At 56.3% G+C, this 20149-nt stretch carries 21 protein-coding genes; 10 read left to right on the forward strand and 11 right to left on the reverse strand.

Annotated elements, in window-relative coordinates:
* Window positions 1-41: 41 nt before the first annotated feature.
* The 3 genes from ACR0JR_RS13475 to ACR0JR_RS13485 form a co-directional block, all read right to left on the reverse strand.
* Window positions 42-1601 (reverse strand): DUF427 domain-containing protein, encoded by a 1560-nt coding sequence (locus tag ACR0JR_RS13475; protein WP_480456578.1) that lies wholly within the window; start codon window positions 1599-1601, stop codon window positions 42-44.
* A gap of 90 nt (window positions 1602-1691) precedes the next feature.
* The gene (locus ACR0JR_RS13480) at window positions 1692-2393 is read right to left on the reverse strand and encodes a helix-turn-helix domain-containing protein (RefSeq protein WP_170545290.1); all 702 of its coding nucleotides are present in this window, start codon (window positions 2391-2393) and stop codon (window positions 1692-1694) included.
* Window positions 2365-2652, reverse strand: a complete 288-nt coding sequence (locus ACR0JR_RS13485) for a hypothetical protein (protein ID WP_170545287.1) — start codon at window positions 2650-2652, stop codon at window positions 2365-2367. The genes ACR0JR_RS13480 and ACR0JR_RS13485 overlap by 29 nt, the downstream gene beginning before the upstream one ends.
* 176 nt (window positions 2653-2828) lie before the next feature.
* Between ACR0JR_RS13485 and ACR0JR_RS13490 the strand changes: the two genes are divergently transcribed.
* The 4 genes from ACR0JR_RS13490 to ACR0JR_RS13505 all read left to right on the forward strand — a co-directional run bounded on the left by ACR0JR_RS13490 (window position 2829) and on the right by ACR0JR_RS13505 (window position 6773).
* Complete coding sequence (locus ACR0JR_RS13490) at window positions 2829-3308, forward strand: hypothetical protein (protein WP_170545285.1); 480 nt, start codon at window positions 2829-2831, stop codon at window positions 3306-3308.
* 110 nt (window positions 3309-3418) lie between these two features.
* Window positions 3419-4036: a ribonuclease HII gene (locus ACR0JR_RS13495; protein ID WP_170476321.1), complete on the forward strand. Its 618-nt coding sequence runs from the start codon at window positions 3419-3421 to the stop codon at window positions 4034-4036.
* A 105-nt stretch (window positions 4037-4141) separates the two neighbouring features.
* Complete coding sequence (locus ACR0JR_RS13500) at window positions 4142-5245, forward strand: site-specific DNA-methyltransferase (RefSeq protein WP_170545279.1); 1104 nt, start codon at window positions 4142-4144, stop codon at window positions 5243-5245.
* A 139-nt stretch (window positions 5246-5384) separates the two neighbouring features.
* On the forward strand, window positions 5385-6773 hold the full coding sequence (locus tag ACR0JR_RS13505) for an adenylate/guanylate cyclase domain-containing protein (protein WP_170545276.1): 1389 nt from the start codon (window positions 5385-5387) through the stop codon (window positions 6771-6773).
* Between the two features lie 78 nt (window positions 6774-6851).
* On the opposite strand, the gene ACR0JR_RS13510 is transcribed toward ACR0JR_RS13505, so the two are convergent.
* Both ACR0JR_RS13510 and ACR0JR_RS13515 read right to left on the reverse strand, forming a co-directional pair.
* Window positions 6852-7988 (reverse strand): alkane 1-monooxygenase, encoded by a 1137-nt coding sequence (locus ACR0JR_RS13510; RefSeq protein ID WP_480456580.1) that lies wholly within the window; start codon window positions 7986-7988, stop codon window positions 6852-6854.
* 59 nt (window positions 7989-8047) lie between these two features.
* Window positions 8048-9034 (reverse strand): A/G-specific adenine glycosylase, encoded by a 987-nt coding sequence (locus ACR0JR_RS13515; RefSeq protein ID WP_480456737.1) that lies wholly within the window; start codon window positions 9032-9034, stop codon window positions 8048-8050.
* Between the two features lie 150 nt (window positions 9035-9184).
* Between ACR0JR_RS13515 and ACR0JR_RS13520 the strand changes: the two genes are divergently transcribed.
* Window positions 9185-9691, forward strand: a complete 507-nt coding sequence (locus tag ACR0JR_RS13520; RefSeq protein WP_480456581.1) for a DUF721 domain-containing protein — start codon at window positions 9185-9187, stop codon at window positions 9689-9691.
* A gap of 14 nt (window positions 9692-9705) precedes the next feature.
* Window positions 9706-10371 carry a DsbA family protein gene (locus ACR0JR_RS13525; protein WP_170771577.1) on the forward strand — a complete coding sequence of 222 codons (666 nt, stop codon included), beginning with the start codon at window positions 9706-9708 and terminating at the stop codon, window positions 10369-10371.
* 38 nt (window positions 10372-10409) lie between these two features.
* Here ACR0JR_RS13525 and lpxK read toward each other — a convergent pair whose 3' ends face one another.
* From lpxK to ACR0JR_RS13550, 5 genes are all read right to left on the reverse strand, one after another.
* Window positions 10410-11408: a tetraacyldisaccharide 4'-kinase gene (gene lpxK / locus ACR0JR_RS13530; RefSeq protein WP_480456583.1), complete on the reverse strand. Its 999-nt coding sequence runs from the start codon at window positions 11406-11408 to the stop codon at window positions 10410-10412.
* On the reverse strand, window positions 11395-12630 hold the full coding sequence (locus ACR0JR_RS13535) for a 3-deoxy-D-manno-octulosonic acid transferase (RefSeq protein WP_480456584.1): 1236 nt from the start codon (window positions 12628-12630) through the stop codon (window positions 11395-11397). Before ACR0JR_RS13535 ends, lpxK begins: the two co-directional genes overlap by 14 nt.
* Window positions 12627-13427: an inositol monophosphatase family protein gene (locus ACR0JR_RS13540; RefSeq protein WP_480456585.1), complete on the reverse strand. Its 801-nt coding sequence runs from the start codon at window positions 13425-13427 to the stop codon at window positions 12627-12629. The genes ACR0JR_RS13535 and ACR0JR_RS13540 overlap by 4 nt, the downstream gene beginning before the upstream one ends.
* Window positions 13414-14760, reverse strand: a complete 1347-nt coding sequence (locus ACR0JR_RS13545) for a TldD/PmbA family protein (RefSeq protein ID WP_480456587.1) — start codon at window positions 14758-14760, stop codon at window positions 13414-13416. The genes ACR0JR_RS13540 and ACR0JR_RS13545 overlap by 14 nt, the downstream gene beginning before the upstream one ends.
* 125 nt (window positions 14761-14885) lie before the next feature.
* Entirely contained in the window at window positions 14886-16409 is a 1524-nt protein-coding gene (locus ACR0JR_RS13550) for a DUF2125 domain-containing protein (protein WP_480456588.1), read from the reverse strand.
* Window positions 16410-16541: 132 nt separating this feature from the next.
* Between ACR0JR_RS13550 and ACR0JR_RS13555 the strand changes: the two genes are divergently transcribed.
* The 3 genes from ACR0JR_RS13555 to ACR0JR_RS13565 are packed head-to-tail and all read left to right on the forward strand — an operon-like array spanning window position 16542 to window position 18633.
* Window positions 16542-17291: an SDR family oxidoreductase gene (locus ACR0JR_RS13555; RefSeq protein ID WP_480456589.1), complete on the forward strand. Its 750-nt coding sequence runs from the start codon at window positions 16542-16544 to the stop codon at window positions 17289-17291.
* Complete coding sequence (locus ACR0JR_RS13560; protein WP_480456591.1) at window positions 17288-17896, forward strand: enoyl-CoA hydratase/isomerase family protein; 609 nt, start codon at window positions 17288-17290, stop codon at window positions 17894-17896. Before ACR0JR_RS13555 ends, ACR0JR_RS13560 begins: the two co-directional genes overlap by 4 nt.
* 2 nt (window positions 17897-17898) lie before the next feature.
* Window positions 17899-18633, forward strand: coding sequence for a VOC family protein (locus ACR0JR_RS13565; protein WP_480456592.1), 735 nt, complete (start codon window positions 17899-17901; stop codon window positions 18631-18633).
* On the opposite strand, the gene ACR0JR_RS13570 is transcribed toward ACR0JR_RS13565, so the two are convergent.
* On the reverse strand, window positions 18630-18926 hold the full coding sequence (locus tag ACR0JR_RS13570) for an HNH endonuclease (protein ID WP_480456593.1): 297 nt from the start codon (window positions 18924-18926) through the stop codon (window positions 18630-18632). The two genes, ACR0JR_RS13565 and ACR0JR_RS13570, sit on opposite strands and share 4 nt — an antisense overlap.
* 44 nt (window positions 18927-18970) lie before the next feature.
* On the opposite strand from ACR0JR_RS13570, the gene ACR0JR_RS13575 reads away from it, so the two are divergent.
* Entirely contained in the window at window positions 18971-20149 is a 1179-nt protein-coding gene (locus ACR0JR_RS13575; RefSeq protein ID WP_480456594.1) for a TIGR03862 family flavoprotein, read from the forward strand.

The following is a 20149-nucleotide window of genomic DNA, read 5'->3' on the forward strand; positions in this document are numbered from 1 at the left end:
TCTTTCGACGCGTCGTATCCGCTAACAATTTAAGTATCCGGTTAGATATCTGCAGAAGCTTGCAGTGCAAAAGAACTAATCGGTTGCGAAACGTTATGCAGCTTGATCTCTCCTAACGGGATGGCCTGTTTGCAGGCGGGCTCGATATCGTGTGATACAACGATTCTGTGGCCAGCTGTTTTGCCATATTCCCCTAGTCTGGCGGCGATATTGGCCGCTTGTCCGATCACTGTAAAATCCAGCCGTTCTTGTGAGCCGACATTGCCGTAAGTAACACGACCATAGGCGACGCCTATTGAGCAATCGCAATGATAGTCATTTTCGCCGTTGCGCAGCTCAGCCAGTTTCTCGACGATCTCAATCGCGGAGAGCTGCGCGTTGGTCCGGGCATTAGCGGCGTCGTCCCCCGCCGGGAAAACAGCCAGTACCGCGTCGCCGATGAATTTCAACACTTCTCCATCATGGTCGTGCACGATCCCCGATACTGTTTCGAAGAACGCGTTCAGCAAATCGATGTATTCATCGCGGCCCAACGTCTCTTCGAGCGCGGTTGAGTTGCGCAGATCACAAAACATTATGGCCGCATCGATATCATCGCCATCACCTCGGCGGATTTCACCGCCCAAAACCCGAGCGCCCGAGCGTTTGCCCACATAGGTCTCAAGCAAAACCTGGGCGTTTTCACGCTGCATGAAGACCTCGTAGAAGCGCGCGATTACGGAAGAGCACTCAAAAACCAGGCCAAGGTTTTCTGTTGTGAATCCATCTGGGTGATCACTGGTCAGAGTCAGGACGTTTATTCGCCCATCTGAAAAGGGCAGTGGCATGGCAACATAGTCTGTTGCCCCTTTCGCGCGCAGATCTTCGATGATCGGAAAACTGTTATGGGGATTGTCGTTGTTCAGGCGTTGACGCACGCCGCCCAGGCCATTTGAGACGTGGCGCAGTGGGCTGTTGGTAAAGGCAGGATGATCGTGGATCTCGTAGGTCGGGGTGTGGGTCGAAATCTCGGCCGTGTCCTTTTCCCAGATGTAGTGTTTGCCTGCGATCAACGGGTGCAGCGACCAGACCAGGATGCTAAGGCGTTGTATTGCGATGCCGTGTTCCAGCATTTTCTCGGCCAGTGCTTTGGTGAAAGCATCAGGTGTTTCGATATCCGACGCTCCGCGCATCAACCAGTCGATCAAAGGCCCGCTGATATTGCCGTCATCGGGTTGCCGAAGTTGGTTTTCTCCAAGGTCGATCCGCGTCGCCGTGTTGGGCATAAAGCCGATATGTCCTTGAATGGCTGCGCTTTCGGGAAAGGCATCTTCATAGGCCCAGATCGAGTTTTTCAGTTGCTCTTCCGGCAGGCTGATGTCGTGATAGGTTGCGGTACCCTTGAAGGGGCAGAATGTTTGCAACTCAGTCTCGGGGCTGAGTTCCACGCACAGATCTTCACGCGGGATGTAAACTGCAGGGGGCAGCCGCGTTTCATACATAACCTTGGCATTATGGCTTTCGGCTAGCAGGATATCACCACGGTAGATCGCAATCCGCCCTTTTAACGGTTCAACCGAAATACCATAGCCTTTGACATTTGGTGTGGCATGGACGTTCATCTGCAACCTCCCCTGGCCAAGCCCTTATATGATGGGCCTTCAGGGTGACGATTCCAAGATGTGTACACAGATTTTACCGCGATGAAGCAGTCAGACCATCTGAATAACGTCTTTTTCGATCGACAACATGTAGCCTTTTTTTGCGATGTTTTTCACCAGCAATTCACTGACCATCTGATTGCCGAGTGCGTCCCTTAGGCGTTTGATGCGGGTGGCACCAGCGGCTTCTTCGCAATCGATCACGTTCCGCCCTGAAATCATGGCTTCGATCTGCGCTCCGGACAGAACTTCGTCATCCAGCCGGGATTCGGCTAGTACCGATAGGGTTTCCATTGCTGCGGGAGTCAGCCTGAAATCCATGTTGTTGAGGTAAACCGTGTTTTCCTCGCGGCTGATTAGCAGCGAGGTCACCTGAATCCCGGTCCGCTCAATCTGCGCCATGCGGCGATTCAGCAGGACTAGCATCACCAGAAACACCAACGCGGTAATCAGCATGGCGCTGGCAAAGACCAGCAGCACGAAGATGACCATGCGATAGCTGGACAGCGTATCAGCGAATGCTGTGCCGGATTGGGCCAATATTTCCAGCAGGCGGATTTCGGATTGTGAGGTCAGGTCAGACTCGACAAACAACCGCTCGACGCGCGCGTTGAAAGCGTTCGCATCCGGTAGCGTCCAGAACAGGAAAACCGCTGCAGTCACCAGGATCGCGACGATCGCCGCTATCCCCAGACCAACCAACCGAACCCCCGAGCGACGCGCTTCAGTAACGGAGATAGAATTTTCCGGCATTGGCCTTCCTTTGATCCAATCCATTCGCCTCAAAAACGGTCATCACGTTCAACAGGGTCCAGCCGTTCGATTTCAGCCGCTTTGCGACTTCGTTCCGGGCCGAGCCCTTATCGCAGCTTGAGACCAGCATGACGCCATAGTGCAGACGCAAGGGATTGTCCTGCTTTGCTTTGTAGTCGGCATAGCAATCTGCCGCGACGGCCTGCGACCCAACCGATATCAAGGCCGTCAGAGCCAGAGAAGATAGGATCTGTTTCATGGGCTGCATCCTGCGCATGGGTTGGACGGATATTCAATAACCTCAGGGGTTTTGAGGTGCTGATATTGGATAACAGATTGCCGTTATTGCTTGTCTGAAGGGGGAGGTCGCAATGTCGGGTCATCAGTTTTGCGGTCGTTAACAGGCCTGCCCCATTATCCGAAAGGACACGTATCATGCACCGGAAGTTCATTGCTCTGATCATCGCAACCGCCGTCGCCATCACCGGGATCTCAGCGTCACAGGCAAGCGCGGCGGATACCCGAGATATTCTCGGCGGATTGGCTGCAATCGCGATCATAGGTGCTGCGGTCAACCACTATCATCAAGAGAAAAAGCGCGACGAAGAGGCAGAACGTCGCAAGCGTCATAAGAAGGCGGAAGCCAAGGTGAAGAAGGCCAAGAAAAAACATGCTGTACGCCCGTTGCCAAAGCGGGTGGCCCGTTATGATCTGCCGCAGCGCTGCCTGCGCACGTTCAATGCCTATTCGAGCAATCGTCCCTTGCTTGGGCCGAACTGCCTGAAGAAGCACTATAAACATGCCGATAGCCTGCCACACCAATGCAAGGTTGGTTTCTGGAATGGTAAAAGGGTAAAACGGGCATACGAACCCGCCTGCCTGCGCCAGAAAGGATACCGCGTCGTTTACCAGTAACCGGTTTCGAGCAGGAGTGGCGCCACAGAAGCGCCACGCGGGAGAGGGTGGCGCAAGCTGCCCTCTTCTTTTTTCTTGCGCCCGGCAAGGAAACGCGGTTTGCCAATGGTATGACGACACCTGATTTCGAACTCGAACGGGCTTTGCTGGCGCGCGGATACACCCGAATTGCCGGGGTGGATGAGGTTGGGCGTGGTCCATTGGCCGGGCCGGTTGTTGCGGCAGCGGTGGTATTGAATCCGCAGGATATTCCGGACGGGTTGAACGATTCAAAAAAACTGACGGCCAAACGTCGCGTTGGTTTGGATGAGACATTGCGCAATCGGGCAGAGGTCGCGGTGGCCGAAGCCACAGTTGCCGAGATAGATGAGCACAACATCCTACGCGCCTCTCATCTGGCGATGGTGCGTGCGGTCGCGGCGCTCGACCCGGCACCGGATTTTCTGCTGATCGATGGGAATATGATTCCGCGCGGGATGAAACTACCCTCGCAAGCCGTGGTGAAGGGTGACGCTCGATCGATGTCGATTGCGGCAGCGTCGATCATTGCGAAAATTTGGCGTGATCAATTGATGGTGGATTTGGCGCAACAGCATCCCGGCTACGGGTGGGAGGCAAATGCCGGATATCCGACAAAACAGCACCGCGAGGCGCTGCGAAATCTCGGGGTGACCCCACACCATAGACGTTCGTTCAAACCGGTCCACAATATCTTGTATCAAGAGTAAATCGTAAGTCGCTGATTCAAAAAAGAAATTGACGGCGAATCATCTTTGACTCATCCTTGTCCCAACCAAATGAGCGCAAAAGCGCCGTGGAACTGAGGCAGTGATATGACCACAATCAAGACGAAGGGCGCAACCGCGCTCCCTTTAAACACGATTCTATCCGGGGACTGCATCGAGGTGATGAACAGTCTGCCCGAGGCGTCGGTTGATCTGATTTTTGCGGACCCCCCGTATAATCTGCAGTTGAAAGGCCAGTTGCACCGGCCAGACAACTCTCAGGTCGATGCGGTCGATGATCACTGGGATCAATTCTCAAGCTTTGGCGCCTATGACCAGTTCACGCGTGAATGGCTGAAAGCGGCGCATCGTTTGCTGAAACCCAATGGCGCGATCTGGGTGATTGGGTCTTACCACAATATTTTCCGCGTGGGTTCCGCCCTGCAGGATGCGGGCTATTGGATTCTGAATGATGTGGTTTGGCGAAAATCGAACCCGATGCCGAATTTCCGCGGCAAGCGCTTCACCAATGCGCATGAGACGATGATCTGGGCCTCCAAACGTGAGGGTGCGAAATACACGTTTAACTACGAAGCGCTGAAAGCGCTGAATGAAGGCGTACAGATGCGCAGCGATTGGGTGCTGCCGATCTGCACCGGGCACGAGCGCTTGAAGGATGAAAATGGCGACAAGGCGCACCCGACACAGAAGCCAGAATCACTGCTGCATCGTGTTTTGATTGGTTCGACCAATCCGGGTGACGTTGTGCTCGACCCCTTCTTTGGTACTGGCACCACGGGTGCTGTCGCGAAAATGCTTGGGCGAGAGTTCATCGGTATCGAACGCGAAGAAAGCTATCGAAAGGTGGCTGAAAAGCGCATCGCCAAGGTCCGTAAATTCGACCGCGAGGCGCTGGAAGTCAGCGCCAGCAAACGCGCCGAGCCACGCGTGCCATTTGGCCAATTGGTCGAACGCGGCATGCTGCGTCCGGGTGAGGAGCTTTATTCCATGAACCAGCGCCACAAGGCTAAGGTACGCGCGGATGGGACGTTGGTAGGCGACAACGTCAAGGGCTCGATCCATCAAGTGGGGGCGCATCTTGAAAACGCGCCGTCCTGCAATGGCTGGACTTACTGGTGCTTCAAACGCGATGGCAAGACTGTGCCAATTGATGTGCTGCGTCAGCAGATCCGATCAGAGATGCATAGCTGATTTACTCAATACCGCCGGTGCCTGTGGCCTGACACAAGGCACTAAGCCTTGCCCCGCCGTTTAGGCGGGGTCTTTTGTTTTCCTCTATAGGATGTTTGCATAGGGCAGCCCCTGACAGCGCATATGGGAGACCGATGCAATGACCGAGACAACCGCCAGTCAATCTCGTCTGAGCAGACTGTTCTTCACGCAGCCGGACAATTATGACCTAGACAACAAGTACACCGAAGCCGCGCTGGAACGAAATAAGCGTGAGGGTTTGGAGCTTGCAGTTCGGGCGCGTTGGATCGCAATGGCCTTTACAGCACTATTGCTGATTTACCTGAACCCCCACTGGGAGGTTCTCTGGTACCATTTCATTCTTTTGCTGATCTGCGCCAATGGTTGGCTGATCCGACGTGCGGGGCGCGTTGGTCAATCCCGAACAGAGCTATTTTTGATCTTCATTGATCTGCTGATCATGACACTGGGTATGATCGTTCCTAACCCATTCAGCGACGACGTGCGGCCGCTGGCAATGCAGTATCGGTTCGACAACTTCCAGTATTTCTTCATCATTCTGGCTGCAGGAACTCTTGCCTATTCCTGGCGTACCGTCATCGCGATTGGAACTTGGACGGCGTTCATGTGGACAGCAGGTTGGGTGATCGCTTGGTGGGTCTCCACGCCGATACCGGGGATCAGCGAGCGCGTATCCGAGGCCTTGGCAGGTTATCCAGACGTCGCAGAATTCATGGATCCCAACAGTTTCATGCCGACGCTTCGTATTCAGCAGGTGATCGTTTTTGTCATGGTTGCAGTGACGCTTGGTGTTTCGATGCGGCGCCTTAATCGCTTGTTGATGTCGAATGCCGGGCTTGAACGTGAGCGCGCGAACTTGTCGCGCTATTTCTCTCCGAATGTGGTTGATGAGCTCAGCCAGAACGATGAGCCTTTAAAGCAGGTCCGCAAAGAAGACATTGCGGTTCTTTTCATCGACATCGTTGGGTTCACCAAATTTTCTGCGGGGCGCGATCCGTATGAGGTTATCGAGGTCTTGCGCGGGTTCCATGCGCGGATGGAGACAGAGGTGTTTCGCCATCATGGAACGCTCGACAAGTATCTTGGAGACGGATTGATGGCTACGTTTGGCACACCGCTGCCGGGTGAATTGGATGCGAGCAATGCATTGGCTTGTGCCCGGTCGATGGTCGATATGATCGACCGCTGGAATATTGATCGCAAACGCGCCGGCGAGGCAGAGATTCAGATCGGAGTAGGGGTTCACTTTGGCTCAGTTGTCCTGGGTGATATCGGAGCGAACCGGCTGGAGTTCGCCGTGATAGGCGATGCGGTAAATGTTGCTGCAAAGCTTGAGGCCATGACGCGCGAATGCGCTGCCCGCATAATTGTCAGCGATGCATTGCGCACCCAAGCGTTGCAAGAAACACCGAACTCAGAAGACTTGATGGCAGGATTTGAACAGCGGCCGGATCAGACGGTGCGCGGTGTCGCCGCCCCGATGGATTTTTGGGTGCTCCAAAAATAGGGGCTCCCGCCTGTCAGAACCGCATCAAAGATGCGATCCTTCCTGTCGGGCCGGGCAGCACGCTGGCGCGTGCTGCGGTTAGGTTCGAGGCAGAGGGTTCTGCGCCTTGTTATAGGGCTGCCAGTCGGCGATCTCGGGATAGTATTGACGTCGCCACGCTCGGACCTTGGGGTTCATGATGCGTCGCCACAATGGTGGGATCATCGCAGCAATTGTCATGACCGGATACCCATATGGCAGTTGCGGGGCGGCGTCCTGAGAATGGTGTTGCAGCAAAGGGAACCTGCGGCTTGGTTTGTAGTGGTGATCCGAATGGCGTTGCAGGTTGATAAGTAGCCAGTTCGACGCTTTATGCGACGCATTCCACGAGTGGCGCGGGTGGACGTGTTCGTACTTCCCGTCGCCAAGATATTTGCGCGTCAGGCCGTAATGTTCGACATAGTTGACCAATTCTAGCTGCCAGATCGCGGTACCTGCCTGCAGCAGGAACAAGCCTAGCCCGGCCCATCCTCCGAGCAGGTACGCCAGAAGCAGCATGGTCGATTGCAGGGCCCAATACCGCCAGAAGGGGTTCGTGGAAGCTGTCCAGGGGCGGTCTTTGCGGGCCAGTTTGTTCGCTTCCGCGTGAAACGCCGATTTCAGACTTTGGCGCAGGACGCGCGGATAGAAGCGGTGGAAGCCTTCGTTGTAGCGTGCGGTCACAGGGTCGCGTGGGGTGCCAACATAGCGGTGGTGGACCAGCAGATGCTCGGACCGGAAATGGGAGTAAAGCACCATCGACAGCAGGATATCACCCAGCCATCGTTCCAGCTTGCCTTTCTGGTGCATCAACTCGTGGCTGTAATTGATTCCGATCGTGCCTGAAATAACGCCCATGCCGAAGAATACGCCAATTTTTTCGATTGTGGTCAGTCCCGTTGCGCGGGTCGTGTACCAGATCAGTCCGTAAAGCGTGAGGAACTGCACCGGAGCCCATGCTTTGATCAGCCAAATATACCAGTCCAGCTCTTCATCTGGCGCATCCGGGTCGGCATTTTCCAAGTTAAGCCCCGTCAGTTGATCCAGCACAGCAAAGGCCCACCAAGTTGAAAGAGGCACAATCAAGACCCACCAACCACCAGCGAAGGAGGTCATCCAAATGAGTGGGACCAGCAGGTATGAGACCCAAAATGGAACGGCAGATTGCCAGCGAGAGAGGGTGTCAGATGCAATCATCTTGGGGCTCCAAAGCGTTGCCCGAACAGTAGACCGCTCTTTATGTTTTGCACAGCGGTCTATTGGCCGCGCCAGAGATCGAACCCCTTGCGCATAACGGTGGGTAAGTCGCTGGGTTTGAACTGGTGTTTGTCCATGATCACAAAATCATCCGGAGTAAACCCATCGGGCAGTTTGGTCGTCCAGATACGCAGGATCAGGTGAAAATGGGTGAAAGTGTGCCGCACTTCGCCCGGTATTTCTTGCCAACGCGCCGGGAACGGCGGATTTTCTACAGGCGCGTCGGACCAGTCCGAGCCGGGCCAGCCCAACATGCCGCCCAGCAGGCCTTTGTCGGGGCGGCGTTCCAATAGCAGAGCACCATCACTGCGTTGGGCAATATAGATATGACCCAACCGTGTTGGTTTCGGTTTTTTGGGTGTTTTTTGCGGTAGTTCTGTCTGCGTACCCGCAGCCCGCGCCAGACAGGGTGCATAGAGTGGACAAATCCCGCAAGCTGGAGATTTAGGTGTGCAGATCGTCGCGCCCAAATCCATAACCGCCTGAGCATGATCCCCGGGCCGCAGAGGTGGTGTCAGTGACGCGGCCTTTTCTTTCAATAGGGGTTTTGAACCAGGCAGGGGATCGTGAATGTCATATAACCGCGCCATGACTCGTTCGACGTTGCCGTCCAAAACAGTCTCGGATTGATCAAATGCAATCGCTGCAATAGCAGCAGCGGTGTAGGGCCCAACTCCCGGCAGTTTCAGTAATGCGTCGTATCTCTCGGGGAATTGACCATCATACTCAGCAGCGACAACGCGCGCGCATTTCAATAAGTTGCGCGCACGGGCGTAATAGCCAAGGCCAGCCCACTCGCCCATGACCTGATCGTCTTGGGCCTGTGCCAAGGCTTTGACAGTGGGCCAACGGGTGGTGAATCTGATGAAATAGTCGCGCACAGCGGCTACGGTGGTCTGCTGTAGCATAACTTCGGAAAGCCAGACCCGATAGGGATCAGGCATGACACCGGCGGCGCGATCCACCGGGCCAATCCGCCACGGCATTTCCCGCGCGTGGCGGTCGTACCAGTCCAACAGCGTCTTGCTCAGGTCGATTTCGGTGCAGTCACGCAAGTTTTATGTAACTCCCTGTCGGGTTTCACTGGCGCACAGGTCGCAGCTTATTACAATAGCCGTGCAAGAGTTGGAAACCTGATGCAACGCAGACGTTCTTCGACCCGCGGGTTCAAGCGCACCGCCACTTTGCTGAATGACCGGATCAGGCAGGCCGGGGAAAGCCGGGGTTTTGCCGTCTCGCGCCTTTTGACTCATTGGGCCGAGATTGTGGGCCAGGACATCGCGTCGATCGCCCGGCCGGTGAATGTAGGGTACGCCAAGGGCGGATTTGGGGCGACTCTGACGGTGCTGACAACCGGGCCACAGGCGCCAATGCTGGAGATGCAGAAAGAGCAGCTCCGTGACAAGGTGAATGCCGTCTATGGCTACAACGCGATCAATCGGGTACGTATCACCCAGACCGCGCCGACCGGATTTGCCGAGGGGCAGGCGAGTTTCGATCATAAACTGAAACAGACAAAACCTGTTGTTTCACCAGAAGTTGCAGCTGAGGCCGACAATGTGTCGCGCGCAGTTCATGATGAAGATTTGCGTGCAGCACTTGAACGTTTGGGCCGCAACGTTTTATCCAGACAGAAACGCTAAGAAAGGGCTGAGGAATGAGCCGGATTGCAACCGTAATATGTGCGGCTGTCGCCGTAGCCGCAGGCGGCTATTGGCTGACAACGTCGAGTAATACGATCCCTTCGAACCCGCTTGTCGGTACCGCCGAGGCGCAAGAGGCGGATCTGGACACGTCAACCATCGTTGAGATGGTGCAGGGGGCGGAAGACGCGCCAGTCGAGATCATCGAATATGCATCATACACTTGTCCGCACTGCGCGAATTTCCATCAGGGCGCATATAAGCAGCTCAAGAAGGACTTCATCGACACGGGCAAGGTCAAGTTCACCTATCGCGAGGTATATTTTGACCGCTATGGCCTTTGGGCATCGATGGTGGCGCGGTGTGCGGGTCCCGAGAAGTTTTTTGGCATTACCGATCTGCTTTACGAAGGTCAGTCCGAATGGACTCGCGCCGGTGGTCCTGCCGAAATCGTTGACGAGCTGCGCAAGATTGGTCGTCTTGCAGGTATCGACAATGATCAGCTTGAAGCCTGCTTGCAGGACGGCACCCGCGCGCAGACTTTGGTAGCCTGGTACCAAGAGAACGCTGAACGTGATGGAATTCAGGCGACACCCTCTTTCATCGTGAATGGCAAGAAGGTTGATAACCAGTCTTATGACGACTTCAAGAAGTTGATCGAAGACGAGCTGGGCAGCTAATCCCTGTTGGGCCAGCCTGTATCGGGCTGGCCATTCGTTCAGGGTGAGGGCGCGACTTTGGTTAACATCGCTTTGACCATTTCATCCTGATTGATGTGTAGCCGGACCGGAAGTGTTAGGACCTTACTTCGGAACGCCGCAGGTAAGCGCACGGCGTCCTTCTCGGTTGTAACCAATTGGGCGCTCAATGCTTTAGAGTCCTTCTCCAAGCGGCTCATAAGGGCGGTTGTCAGCGGTTGGTGATCGTCCAAAGCTTCGGCGCGCAGCAGTTTTGCGCCTTGTTGCCGCAGAGTTTCAAAAAACTTTTCGGGGTATCCGATGCCCGCAAATGCCAGAACAGAGGTATCGCTCCAGTCCATCCCGGTTTGCAGCGGTCGCATCTCACCCGTGGCGTGGGGCACCGAAAGCGCGTGGCTCCATATTTCAGCGAAAATCGATTGCGCCTCGGAATCGCCAAGGGACAATACAAGATCAGCCCGCTTCAACCCCGCTTCCACGGGTTCTCGCAAGGGTCCGGCAGGAAGGCACAGCCCGTTGCCAAATCCCCGCGCGGCATCTACCACGATGATCGAAAAGTCTTTGTTGACCGAGGGATTTTGAAATCCGTCATCCAGTACAATTGCGGTCGCGCCCGCAGCCGCGGCAGCCTGTGCGCCGGCGGCACGATCCTTGGCAACCCAGACTTCGGCGAATGCGGCCAACAAAAGGGGTTCGTCGCCCACCTGCGCCGCGGTGTGTTTCCGTGGGTCAACCTGCACTGGGCCTTCTAGAGATCCGCCATGTCCGCGGGTGACAACATGAGGTTGGTGCCAGATGCCCCTCAGACAATCCAGTACCCATATTACGGTTGGCGTTTTGCCGGTGCCGCCCGCGTTCAGGTTGCCGACGCAGATTACCGGTATCCCCGGTGAGAGGCTCTGCCCGCTCGCCACGCGGCGGGCTGTCGCGGACGAGTAGATGCGGCCGAGCGGTGCAAGTAATCTGGCCCGCAAGTCCAACTGATCGGGGGCCGAATTCCAGAAATCAGGGGCGCGCATGGTGGGCCCTCCGCCGGTCAAGCGTGTCTTGCACCATGTCGATCAGTTGATCCGCCTGTGGCGCGCCTTCGGTTACAATCTGCCAACCGGCCAATGCCATGTCTGCGGTACGGTCCGGAGCCAGCAACTCGACTACGCCATCGCCCAACTCAGTCGCCGATTTTATGGTTATGGCGGCGTTGGCTTGGTTCAACCTATCATAAAGGACCTGGTAATTGCCGACATGCGGGCCATTAATCACCGCCGATCCCAACGCGACTGCAATTAACGGGTCTTGACCACCTGCGTTGCGTTCCAACGAACTGCCCATGAATGTCACGGCTGAAACACGATGCCAAAGGCCCAGATCTTCGGGTTCTGATGTCACGATGACTTGCGTTGTATCCTCAATGGCATGACCTTCGTCCCAATTAGCGCATCGCAAGTCCATCGCCTCTAATCGCTTGTACAATGGCGCGGCCTCGGATGCATCGGCCACGTGCAGAACCATAGCAAGACGCGGTAACAATCGTAGTGCCTGGCGATGTGCACTGAGTACCGAAATAAACTCCTTGGCCTGAACCCATGCGGCCAGCCAAACTGGCCGACCGGCCAGAATGTGGTTGGTCTCGATCAATTCATCCTCAGGCCAGGGGGTTGGGTTGGGGCTGACATGAAGAGGAGGCTCGACCGAAATTTTTGCCGAGTTGACCCCCAACCTCCGGATTTGGCGTGCTGTTTCATCATTTGTGGTGAGGATGGTCGTAAAGCAATCCAGCGTATAACGGGTAATATCCGGGAGCCAACGCCCACCTCGTGCTGTCTTCACTTCAACCAATGCCTCAAGCAGTACGAGCGGGATTGACCGTTCCTGCGCACGGGTAATGATGTTTGGCATTAATCCACCGCCGAACCAAAGTCCCATATCGGGGCGCCAATGGTCCAGGAAAGCTCGTGCGGCACCGGTGTGTTCGGCCGGGAGCTTTAGAATTTGGCAGGTGCACTCTTCCCATTCTCCGATATCGGCGTCGGGAGGCGCTGTTAGAAGCAGCGACAAACCCGGTCGCGCGGACATCAAGCGGCGACAGAAATCATCAACGGCGCGCAGCCGGTATGGTGTGCTGACATGCACCCATAAAACTTCTCCCTCGGGACGCGCTATACCTGCAAAACTGGTGTTCTTGGGAACACCCCAAGAAAGGACCCGATAGGCCGCCAGGCTGAGAGATCGTGGTTTACTCATGCTGAGATGCCGATCCCGCGCGGGTCCAATCTGGAACGAAGATTTTCATGTACCTCTGAGCCCGCCGCTACAACGCCATTAAGGCGAGGGTGAGCATTATTGAACCGTAATGGATGCCCTAACCGATCTGTACAGCGTCCGCCCGCCTCACGCAGGATAAGATCACCGGCGGCGATATCCCATTCCCAGCTGGGGCGCAGGGTCAGCATTCCGTCGAACCGTCCTTGTGCAACCAATGCCATCCGATAAGCGAGTGACGGCCGGTACACTCGGCGAAATTCCGGGACAGCCTCAGACAGCCAATGGCGCGGATCAAGATTAGGTTTTGCGGCCAGAATCTCGGCGTCGGACAGCTGCACCCGCCCAGAAACGTATATGGGTCTGCCATTCAGCGTTGCGCCTTGCCCTTTTGCGGCGGCATAAAGCAGATCGCGCATTGGCAGATAAATGACCGCTGCCGTTACCTCCCCCTGCTCAGACACGGCCAGCGAATGCGCCCAGGTGCGTGATCCTTCGGCAAAACTGCGGGTGCCATCGATGGGGTCAATGACAAAGACCCGATTACGGGTCAGGCGATCAGGTGAATCCTCGGTTTCTTCGCTGAGCCAGCCGTAGTCCGGGCGGGCAGCCTGCAGTTCACGCTCGAGCATTGCATTGACGGCCAGATCAGCTTCGGTAACCGGTCCTGCGCCTTTGGGTTTGTCCCAGCGCTGGGCGTCAGGGCCCGAATAGCGCGTGGCGATCTTTCCCGCCTCAAGCGCGGCGTCGATCAGCAGGGACAGGTCAGTTGCCGGCAAGGGTCATCCCTTCAATCAGCAGCGAGGGCACAACGCGCGACAGGTAAGCCCGCGCATCGTTGGCAGGAATGATGCGCATCAACATGTCGCGCAGATTCCCCGCGATGGTGCATTCGTTGACAGGGTGCGTGATCTCACCGTTTTCGACCCAAAAACCCGATGCACCGCGGGAATAGTCGCCGGTATTGGGGTTGATGGTCGAGCCAATCATCGACGTAACCAACAGCCCTGCCCCCATATCGCGCAATAAGTCAGCACGTGTTTTGTCGCCCGGCGTCAGACTAAGGTTCCAGTTGCTGGGTGAGGGTGGCCCGGATACGCCGCGCGCGGCGTTCCCGGTAGAACTCATTTCTAGTTTGCGCGCGCTGGACAAATCCAGTGTCCACCCAGTCAGCACGCCATCCTCAACGATAGCCCGCCGGTGTGTTGCCAGGCCTTCGGCGTCAAATGGGCGCGAGCCGGAGATGCGCGGGCGATGCGGGTCTTCGATCAGCGACAGGTGTGACGGCAGAACTTGCTGCCCTAGGCTTTCCTTCAGCCAAGAGGCTCCGCGTGCAATAGCGGCGCCATTGCTGGCCGCCAGCAGATGGCCGATCAGGGACGAAGAAATACGCTCGTCGAAGACGACAGGGAAACTGCCGGTCTGCGGTTTGCGCGCGCCGACGATCTGAACCGCGCGCTCACCTGCTGTTCGGCCAATCTCGGCCGGGCTGCGCAGATCTGACTGAAAGGTACGGCTGTCACCGTCATAGTCACGTTCCATCCCCGTGCCCTCGCCGGATATGGCAACGCATGAGGTTGAACGGCTGCTGCGCATGTAGCCACCCGAAAAGCCGTTTGTCGCGGCGAGATGGACCCGGTGAGTGCCATAAGCCGACGCCGCGTCAGAAACCTGCGATACGCCCGCAACTTCCAACGCCGCTGCTTCGGCAGCCAACGCGTCCTGCATCAGAGCTTCGGCGCTGGGTTCAGGGGCCGTGTCAAAAAGTTCCAGTGCATCCATGTCCCAGTCGGTGATCAACTGGTCGGGTTCAGCCAAACCGGTAAACGGATCCTCCGGGGCTTCCTGGGCCATGGCAACTGCCCTTTCGGCCATCGCTTTGAGGGTCTCGGGACGGCTGTCTGAACTGGAAACGATCGCCTGACGCTTGCCCAGAAAAACCCGCAGCCCCAGATCGGTTGCTTCCGAGCGTTCGGCATGTTCCAACGCACCACCACGCACCTCGACAGAAACGGATGATCCATCAATAACAATGGCATCGGCCGCCTCGGCGCCAGCCCTGCGGGCTGCGTCCAGCAGTTCGTCGCTGATGTTCTGAGGTGTTCGGGTCATGAGGCCTCCGGTCTGGTTATACTGGACCTAGCCTCGGATCGTTCGTCCCGCAAGGCCTGCAGCACAATAGCGTAATGTGCCTCAGGCGGGAAAGGCCACGATTGCGGCCTTTCCCCATATGTTGATCACTTGATACGCTGACCGTTGGCCAGAATCTGCCCGTCCTCGGTGAACTCAATATTCGAATTCAACGTGTCGGGTTCTTCGCCTGGAACAGCCATCAGACCCATCATCATACGGGCACCAAGCGCATCGTTTTCCGAGACAAAGCCCATGCCGATCAGCTTGTCGAGCAGAGCATTGGCCCCGACAAGTTTCAGATTGGCGACGCCCGACGGGGCGGGTAGACCATCAAACTCTTCGGTGTTGGAATTGTCGAACGTGAAGTCTCCATTCCCGGTCAACTCTGCCCCGACCAGCGACACAAGCAGTTCGTTGATCTTCAGTGAATGCAACTCGCCCGGAACCACATCAGATGTCTCAAGCTCTTCCACTGCTTCTGGGTCCATGAAATCAACCAGAACCTTGGCGGTGCCGGTCGTATCCAACGCAATGGTTGCCGGATCACGGGGCAGCGCGCCTGCAGGGTCAAACATGCTCCACAAAATGTCGGACATGGTGAAATCGGTCAGGTTCATGCCAAACCCGAAGGGCTGGATCTCTTCCGACGCCTGAACGGGGAACTCAAATTTCAGCCCGGCATTGGCCATTGCCATTTCGATTGGGAACGGCAGGTCGGCCGTTGTGACCGCCAGCTTCGTGCCGTTCTGCGCAAGATCGTAAACAAGCCTCTGGGCATCGATGCTGCCGGTAAATCTGCCACCTTCGGAACTGCTGCTCAGCGAGAACGGTTCGCCCTCGGATGTACCCGCCATTTCGGTGCTACCCGAGGCATAGGTAAAGGTCCCTGACGCGGCGAACCCGGCCTTATAGATGTCTTCAATACTTGCGACATCCATGCCGGGTGGGATGATTGTATCGCCGTCAAACTTCAGGTCATCAAGCTTGCCGCTGATCCGGCCCGTATCTTCGCTATCGGGCTCGTTAAAGGCGACGTCATAGGACAGACTGCTAGCGGTAAGTTGCTGCTCTATATTGCGCTTCTCGTTGATTTCCATCTGGGAAGCGCCAGCAATATCGTTCATCTGGACATTCAGGGCCAACATGTCATCCGGCGCAGTCTCACCGTCGAATTCCATCGAGTCCAGCGTCAGAGACAGACTGTTCGCCGTATAGTCGTAAGTCATATTTTCGGGAGTACCCGAGACGACCATTTCCAGAGCGTCATGAGAATAGACCAGATCGGCCGAGAAGGTCTCCCCCTCAGCTTCACCCGAAATTGTCATTGGAAAGCTGGCAGGGAACCCGATATTGACAGTGCCGTCGCCATTCTCGGTCAGCGTCATCTCGGGGACGACCATATCAAATGTGCCTTCGGTATCCGGAATCGCCATCGCCATCGTCATGTTCGAGATGGTTGTGACGCTGCCCGATACGCTTTGCTCACCGGTTACGTCATAGCCCATCCCGCCCAGATAGGCCTGCCAGTCGGACCAGACATCATCGGCTGTTACATCTGCAAATGCGCCGTTTGTGGCAACGGCATATGCCAAAGCTGCACCGCAGCTGCGGCGAAGGAAAACAGTCATAAGAGAACCCTTCTTGATCAATTTGACGGCATCGTCGTGCCTGTAGCGATCAGCGTCAAGGGGGAAGGGGTGGACCAATTCCCCATTTGCGGGTTACGAGTTAAGACAATTTCAAATGCAGGGATTTAAGCGATGCATATGCAAGGGAAAACTGTACTGATCACTGGGGCTAGTCGAGGCATCGGCGCAGAAGCCGGGCGCGTTTTTGCCGCAGCCGGGGCCAATGTGGCTCTGGTCGCGCGCAGCCGTGATCAGATCGAAGCGTTGGCTGCGGCGCTGGGTGAAAATGTGATCGCGTTGGCTTGCGATGTCAGCGATTTTGCGCAGGTAGAACAGACAGTTGCCGACTGCATTGATCGGTTTGGCGCACTGGAGGTGCTGATCGGGAACGCGGGTGTGATCGATCCGATTTTTCATCTTTCGAACGCAGATACACAGGCTTGGAGCCATGCGATCGATATCAATCTAAAAGGTATCTTCTATGGAATGCGCGCGGCTTTGCCCATCATGCGGGCGTCAGGCGGGGGGACGGTTTTGACCGTCTCGTCCGGCGCGGCGTCTAATCCGGTGGAAGCCTGGAGCCACTATTGCGCCTCCAAAGCTGGCGCCAAGATGTTAACGGAATGCGTTCATTTGGAAGAGGCGCATCATGGCATCCGCGCCATGGGCTTGTCGCCGGGGACCGTGGCCACTGATATGCAGCGGGTGATCAAGGCCAGCGGTATCAACCCGGTCAGCCAGCTGGATTGGGACGATCATATCCCCGCAGATTGGCCGGCTCGGGCGTTGATGTGGATGTGTTCGGCGGATGCGGATGAGTTTTTGGGGACCGAGATATCGCTGCGCAATGAAGAAATCCGCAAACGAGTTGGTCTGACGTGATTGATCTGACCCAAGAAGACGGGTTGTGGACGGTCACGTTGAACAACCCGGAAAAGGCCAATGCACTGACTTCAGCGATGCTGGGTGAATTGGTCCACATCGCAGAGACCGCAACTGAGGCCCGCGCGTTGATCCTGACCGGCGTAGGCCGGGTTTTCAGCGCAGGTGCAGATCTCGAGGAAGCGCGGGCGGGACTTGCAACCTCAGATCTGTGGGAACGACTTTCGGGCGCGATTGCTGCGTTGCCCTGCCTGACGGTGGCGGCGCTCAATGGCACGCTGGCGGGTGGGGCCAACGGTATGGTTCTGGCCTGTGATCTGCGTATCGCAGTTCCGTCAGCCAAGTTTTTCTATCCAGTCATGAAGCTGGGTTTTTTGCCGCAACCCTCTGATCCTAAACGGATGGCCGCTTTGATTGGCCCGTCCAGAACTAAAATGATCTTGATGGCCGGGCAAAAGATGTCGGCCGAAGAAGCGTACAACTTTGGGTTGGTTGATCGGGTTGTCGACGCCGATCTATTGATGCCCACCGCGCGGGAGTTGGTAGCAGACAGTCTGTCTGCTGACCCAGCGATTGCAGCAGGTATCGCCGGATTGTGCCCATGAGGATGGCTGCACTGCGCTTGCGAGTGACAGATCCGAATGGGTTAGCTGCGTTCTATCGCGATGCGCTTGGTATGTCGGTTCAGGCCGAAGGTGCCAATCGCCGCGTGGGATACCCCGGCCAAGATGCTGATCTTTTGCTGATGCCGGGTGGCGGCCGCTATCACCACGACCGTGGTCAGCGCTATTGGAAGATCGGGATCACGCTGCCGAATGTTGATCTTGCGGCAGATATACTGCGCCAGAAGGGTATCGAGGTCAGCGCGCCGGGACAGTTTTTGGACATTGGCTACATGTGCCATCTGAGTGATCCCGAGGGGTTTGTCATCGAGCTGCTGCAGCATGATTTCGAGGGTAACCGACCCGACGAAGCCGTCAGCCCGGACACCCCATTTGCCGAGGCCCACATTGGTCAGATCACCTTGCGGACTGGTGACATCGCCGCTGAAGATGCGTTTTGCCGATCTCAGGGAATGACTTTGCTATCTATGCAAGATGTCGAACCTTACGGCTTTGATCTGCATTTCTATGCGTTTACAGCCGACGCGCCTCCTAACCCCGATCTCTGGGCGGTCGAGAATCGCGAATGGCTGTGGAAGCGCCGCTACACGACGTTGGAGTTCCAACATATCCCAAGTGCCCGGTTTGCGCCGGTGCCGGATTATCTTGGGATTGAGGTCGAAGGATTGGCAGACCCGCGAGAGGATGCATTCGGTGATCCATGGCTCCCGGGTAGTTAACGACCGCGCCGTTTACCGGGCACCTTTGACCGAAAACCCGGTGGGCGTTTACGCACCCAATCCAGAAACTTTTTCAGCCTTGGGTGCGCGCGCAGCGAATCGACCGTGTTGTAGTCGCGCGCCAATTCGGCCTCGGTGAGTGTTGCATGTACTTCGTTGTGACAGATCTGATGCAATAAAACGGTTGGCCCGCCCTTGCCTCCTTTGAGCTTTGGGATCAGATGGTGCAGGCTACCACCCCCTTCAGGGATCGGGCGGTTACAGAGCGGGCAGATCGGATTAGAATTTGCCATGACCTAACTTTGCGCCGAAGCGTGCATTGGGCAAGAGGGACACAATGGCGCAAACCGTTGTCATAGGAGCAGGACCAGCGGGATTGATTGCTGCCGAGCAACTTGCTGCTGCAGGGCATGAGGTTCTTGTGGCCGAAGCGAAACCTTCGGTGGCGCGCAAATTTTTGATGGCAGGAAAGTCTGGGCTGAACCTGACCAAAGACGAACCCTTTGAGACTCTTATTTCCGCATATGGGGAAGCTGCGAACTGGCTGCATCCGATGATCCAAGCGTTTGACGCGCAGGCGGTCATGTCTTGGGCCGGTGGTCTGGGGCAAGAACTTTTCACAGGTTCAACTGGCCGTGTATTTCCCAAAGCGATGAAGGCATCGCCCTTATTGCGGGCGTGGTTGTCCCGACTTGATCGGGCTGGTGTCGAGATCAAAACCCGATGGCGTTGGAAAGGTTGGCAAAATGGTGCGTTGGTGTTTGCAACGCCCATTGGGGCGCAGTTTTGCACCCCAGACGCGACTATATTAGCGCTCGGCGGCGCCAGTTGGGCGCGGCTTGGATCGGATGGGGCATGGGCACCTTGGCTTGTAGAACAAGGTGTCAGCGTGGCCCCGTTCGCACCCGCAAATGCGGCTCTATCAATCGATTGGAGCTCGTATATGCAGCCTCATTTTGGTGCGGCCCTAAAGTCGGTGAGATGGTGGGCAGGTCAATTTCAAAGCCGAGGTGAGGCGACGATTTCCGCAAAGGGTTTGGAAGGTGGGGGCCTGTATTCTCTGACGCCGGCACTTCGGAATGGCTTGCCGCTTTTTGTGGATCTGGTTCCGGATGTTTCGAAAGATGCGCTGCATGAGCGATTGAGTGCGAAGAAACCCAAGGCGACTCTGTCGCATTGGCTGAAGAATGGTTTGCGCCTGTCTTCGCAGAAGGTCGCTTTGTTTCATGAAATGACCAAAGGCAGCGATTTGGCACCTTCGCATTGGGTTGAGACCCTGAAGAACCTGCCTTTACACCATTCTGGCCTGCGCCCGATGGATGAAGCGATCTCGACTGCAGGTGGTATTGAGCGTCATTCGGTGAATGAAGGCCTAATGCTGACCGCCTTGCCTAGCGTCTTCTGTGCAGGCGAGATGCTGGATTGGGAAGCGCCAACTGGCGGTTATCTTCTGACCGGCTGTCTGGCGACGGGTCGATGGGCTGGGCAGTCGGCTGTTGAATGGTTGAACCGATAG

This window comes from Ruegeria sp. AA3 (assembly GCF_056542905.1).

Coding starts and splice junctions, on each gene's coding strand:
- ACR0JR_RS13475 (WP_480456578.1), bottom strand. CDS start 1,601: ATGAACGTCCATGCCACACCAAATGTCAAAGGCTATGGTATTTCGGTT.
- ACR0JR_RS13480 (WP_170545290.1), bottom strand. CDS start 2,393: ATGCCGGAAAATTCTATCTCCGTTACTGAAGCGCGTCGCTCGGGGGTT.
- ACR0JR_RS13485 (WP_170545287.1), bottom strand. CDS start 2,652: ATGAAACAGATCCTATCTTCTCTGGCTCTGACGGCCTTGATATCGGTT.
- ACR0JR_RS13490 (WP_170545285.1), top strand. CDS start 2,829: ATGCACCGGAAGTTCATTGCTCTGATCATCGCAACCGCCGTCGCCATC.
- ACR0JR_RS13495 (WP_170476321.1), top strand. CDS start 3,419: ATGACGACACCTGATTTCGAACTCGAACGGGCTTTGCTGGCGCGCGGA.
- ACR0JR_RS13500 (WP_170545279.1), top strand. CDS start 4,142: ATGACCACAATCAAGACGAAGGGCGCAACCGCGCTCCCTTTAAACACG.
- ACR0JR_RS13505 (WP_170545276.1), top strand. CDS start 5,385: ATGACCGAGACAACCGCCAGTCAATCTCGTCTGAGCAGACTGTTCTTC.
- ACR0JR_RS13510 (WP_480456580.1), bottom strand. CDS start 7,988: ATGATTGCATCTGACACCCTCTCTCGCTGGCAATCTGCCGTTCCATTT.
- ACR0JR_RS13515 (WP_480456737.1), bottom strand. CDS start 9,034: ATGCCGTGGCGGATTGGCCCGGTGGATCGCGCCGCCGGTGTCATGCCT.
- ACR0JR_RS13520 (WP_480456581.1), top strand. CDS start 9,185: ATGCAACGCAGACGTTCTTCGACCCGCGGGTTCAAGCGCACCGCCACT.
- ACR0JR_RS13525 (WP_170771577.1), top strand. CDS start 9,706: ATGAGCCGGATTGCAACCGTAATATGTGCGGCTGTCGCCGTAGCCGCA.
- lpxK (WP_480456583.1), bottom strand. CDS start 11,408: ATGCGCGCCCCTGATTTCTGGAATTCGGCCCCCGATCAGTTGGACTTG.
- ACR0JR_RS13535 (WP_480456584.1), bottom strand. CDS start 12,630: ATGAGTAAACCACGATCTCTCAGCCTGGCGGCCTATCGGGTCCTTTCT.
- ACR0JR_RS13545 (WP_480456587.1), bottom strand. CDS start 14,760: ATGACCCGAACACCTCAGAACATCAGCGACGAACTGCTGGACGCAGCC.
- ACR0JR_RS13550 (WP_480456588.1), bottom strand. CDS start 16,409: ATGACTGTTTTCCTTCGCCGCAGCTGCGGTGCAGCTTTGGCATATGCC.
- ACR0JR_RS13555 (WP_480456589.1), top strand. CDS start 16,542: ATGCATATGCAAGGGAAAACTGTACTGATCACTGGGGCTAGTCGAGGC.
- ACR0JR_RS13565 (WP_480456592.1), top strand. CDS start 17,899: ATGGCTGCACTGCGCTTGCGAGTGACAGATCCGAATGGGTTAGCTGCG.
- ACR0JR_RS13570 (WP_480456593.1), bottom strand. CDS start 18,926: ATGGCAAATTCTAATCCGATCTGCCCGCTCTGTAACCGCCCGATCCCT.
- ACR0JR_RS13575 (WP_480456594.1), top strand. CDS start 18,971: ATGGCGCAAACCGTTGTCATAGGAGCAGGACCAGCGGGATTGATTGCT.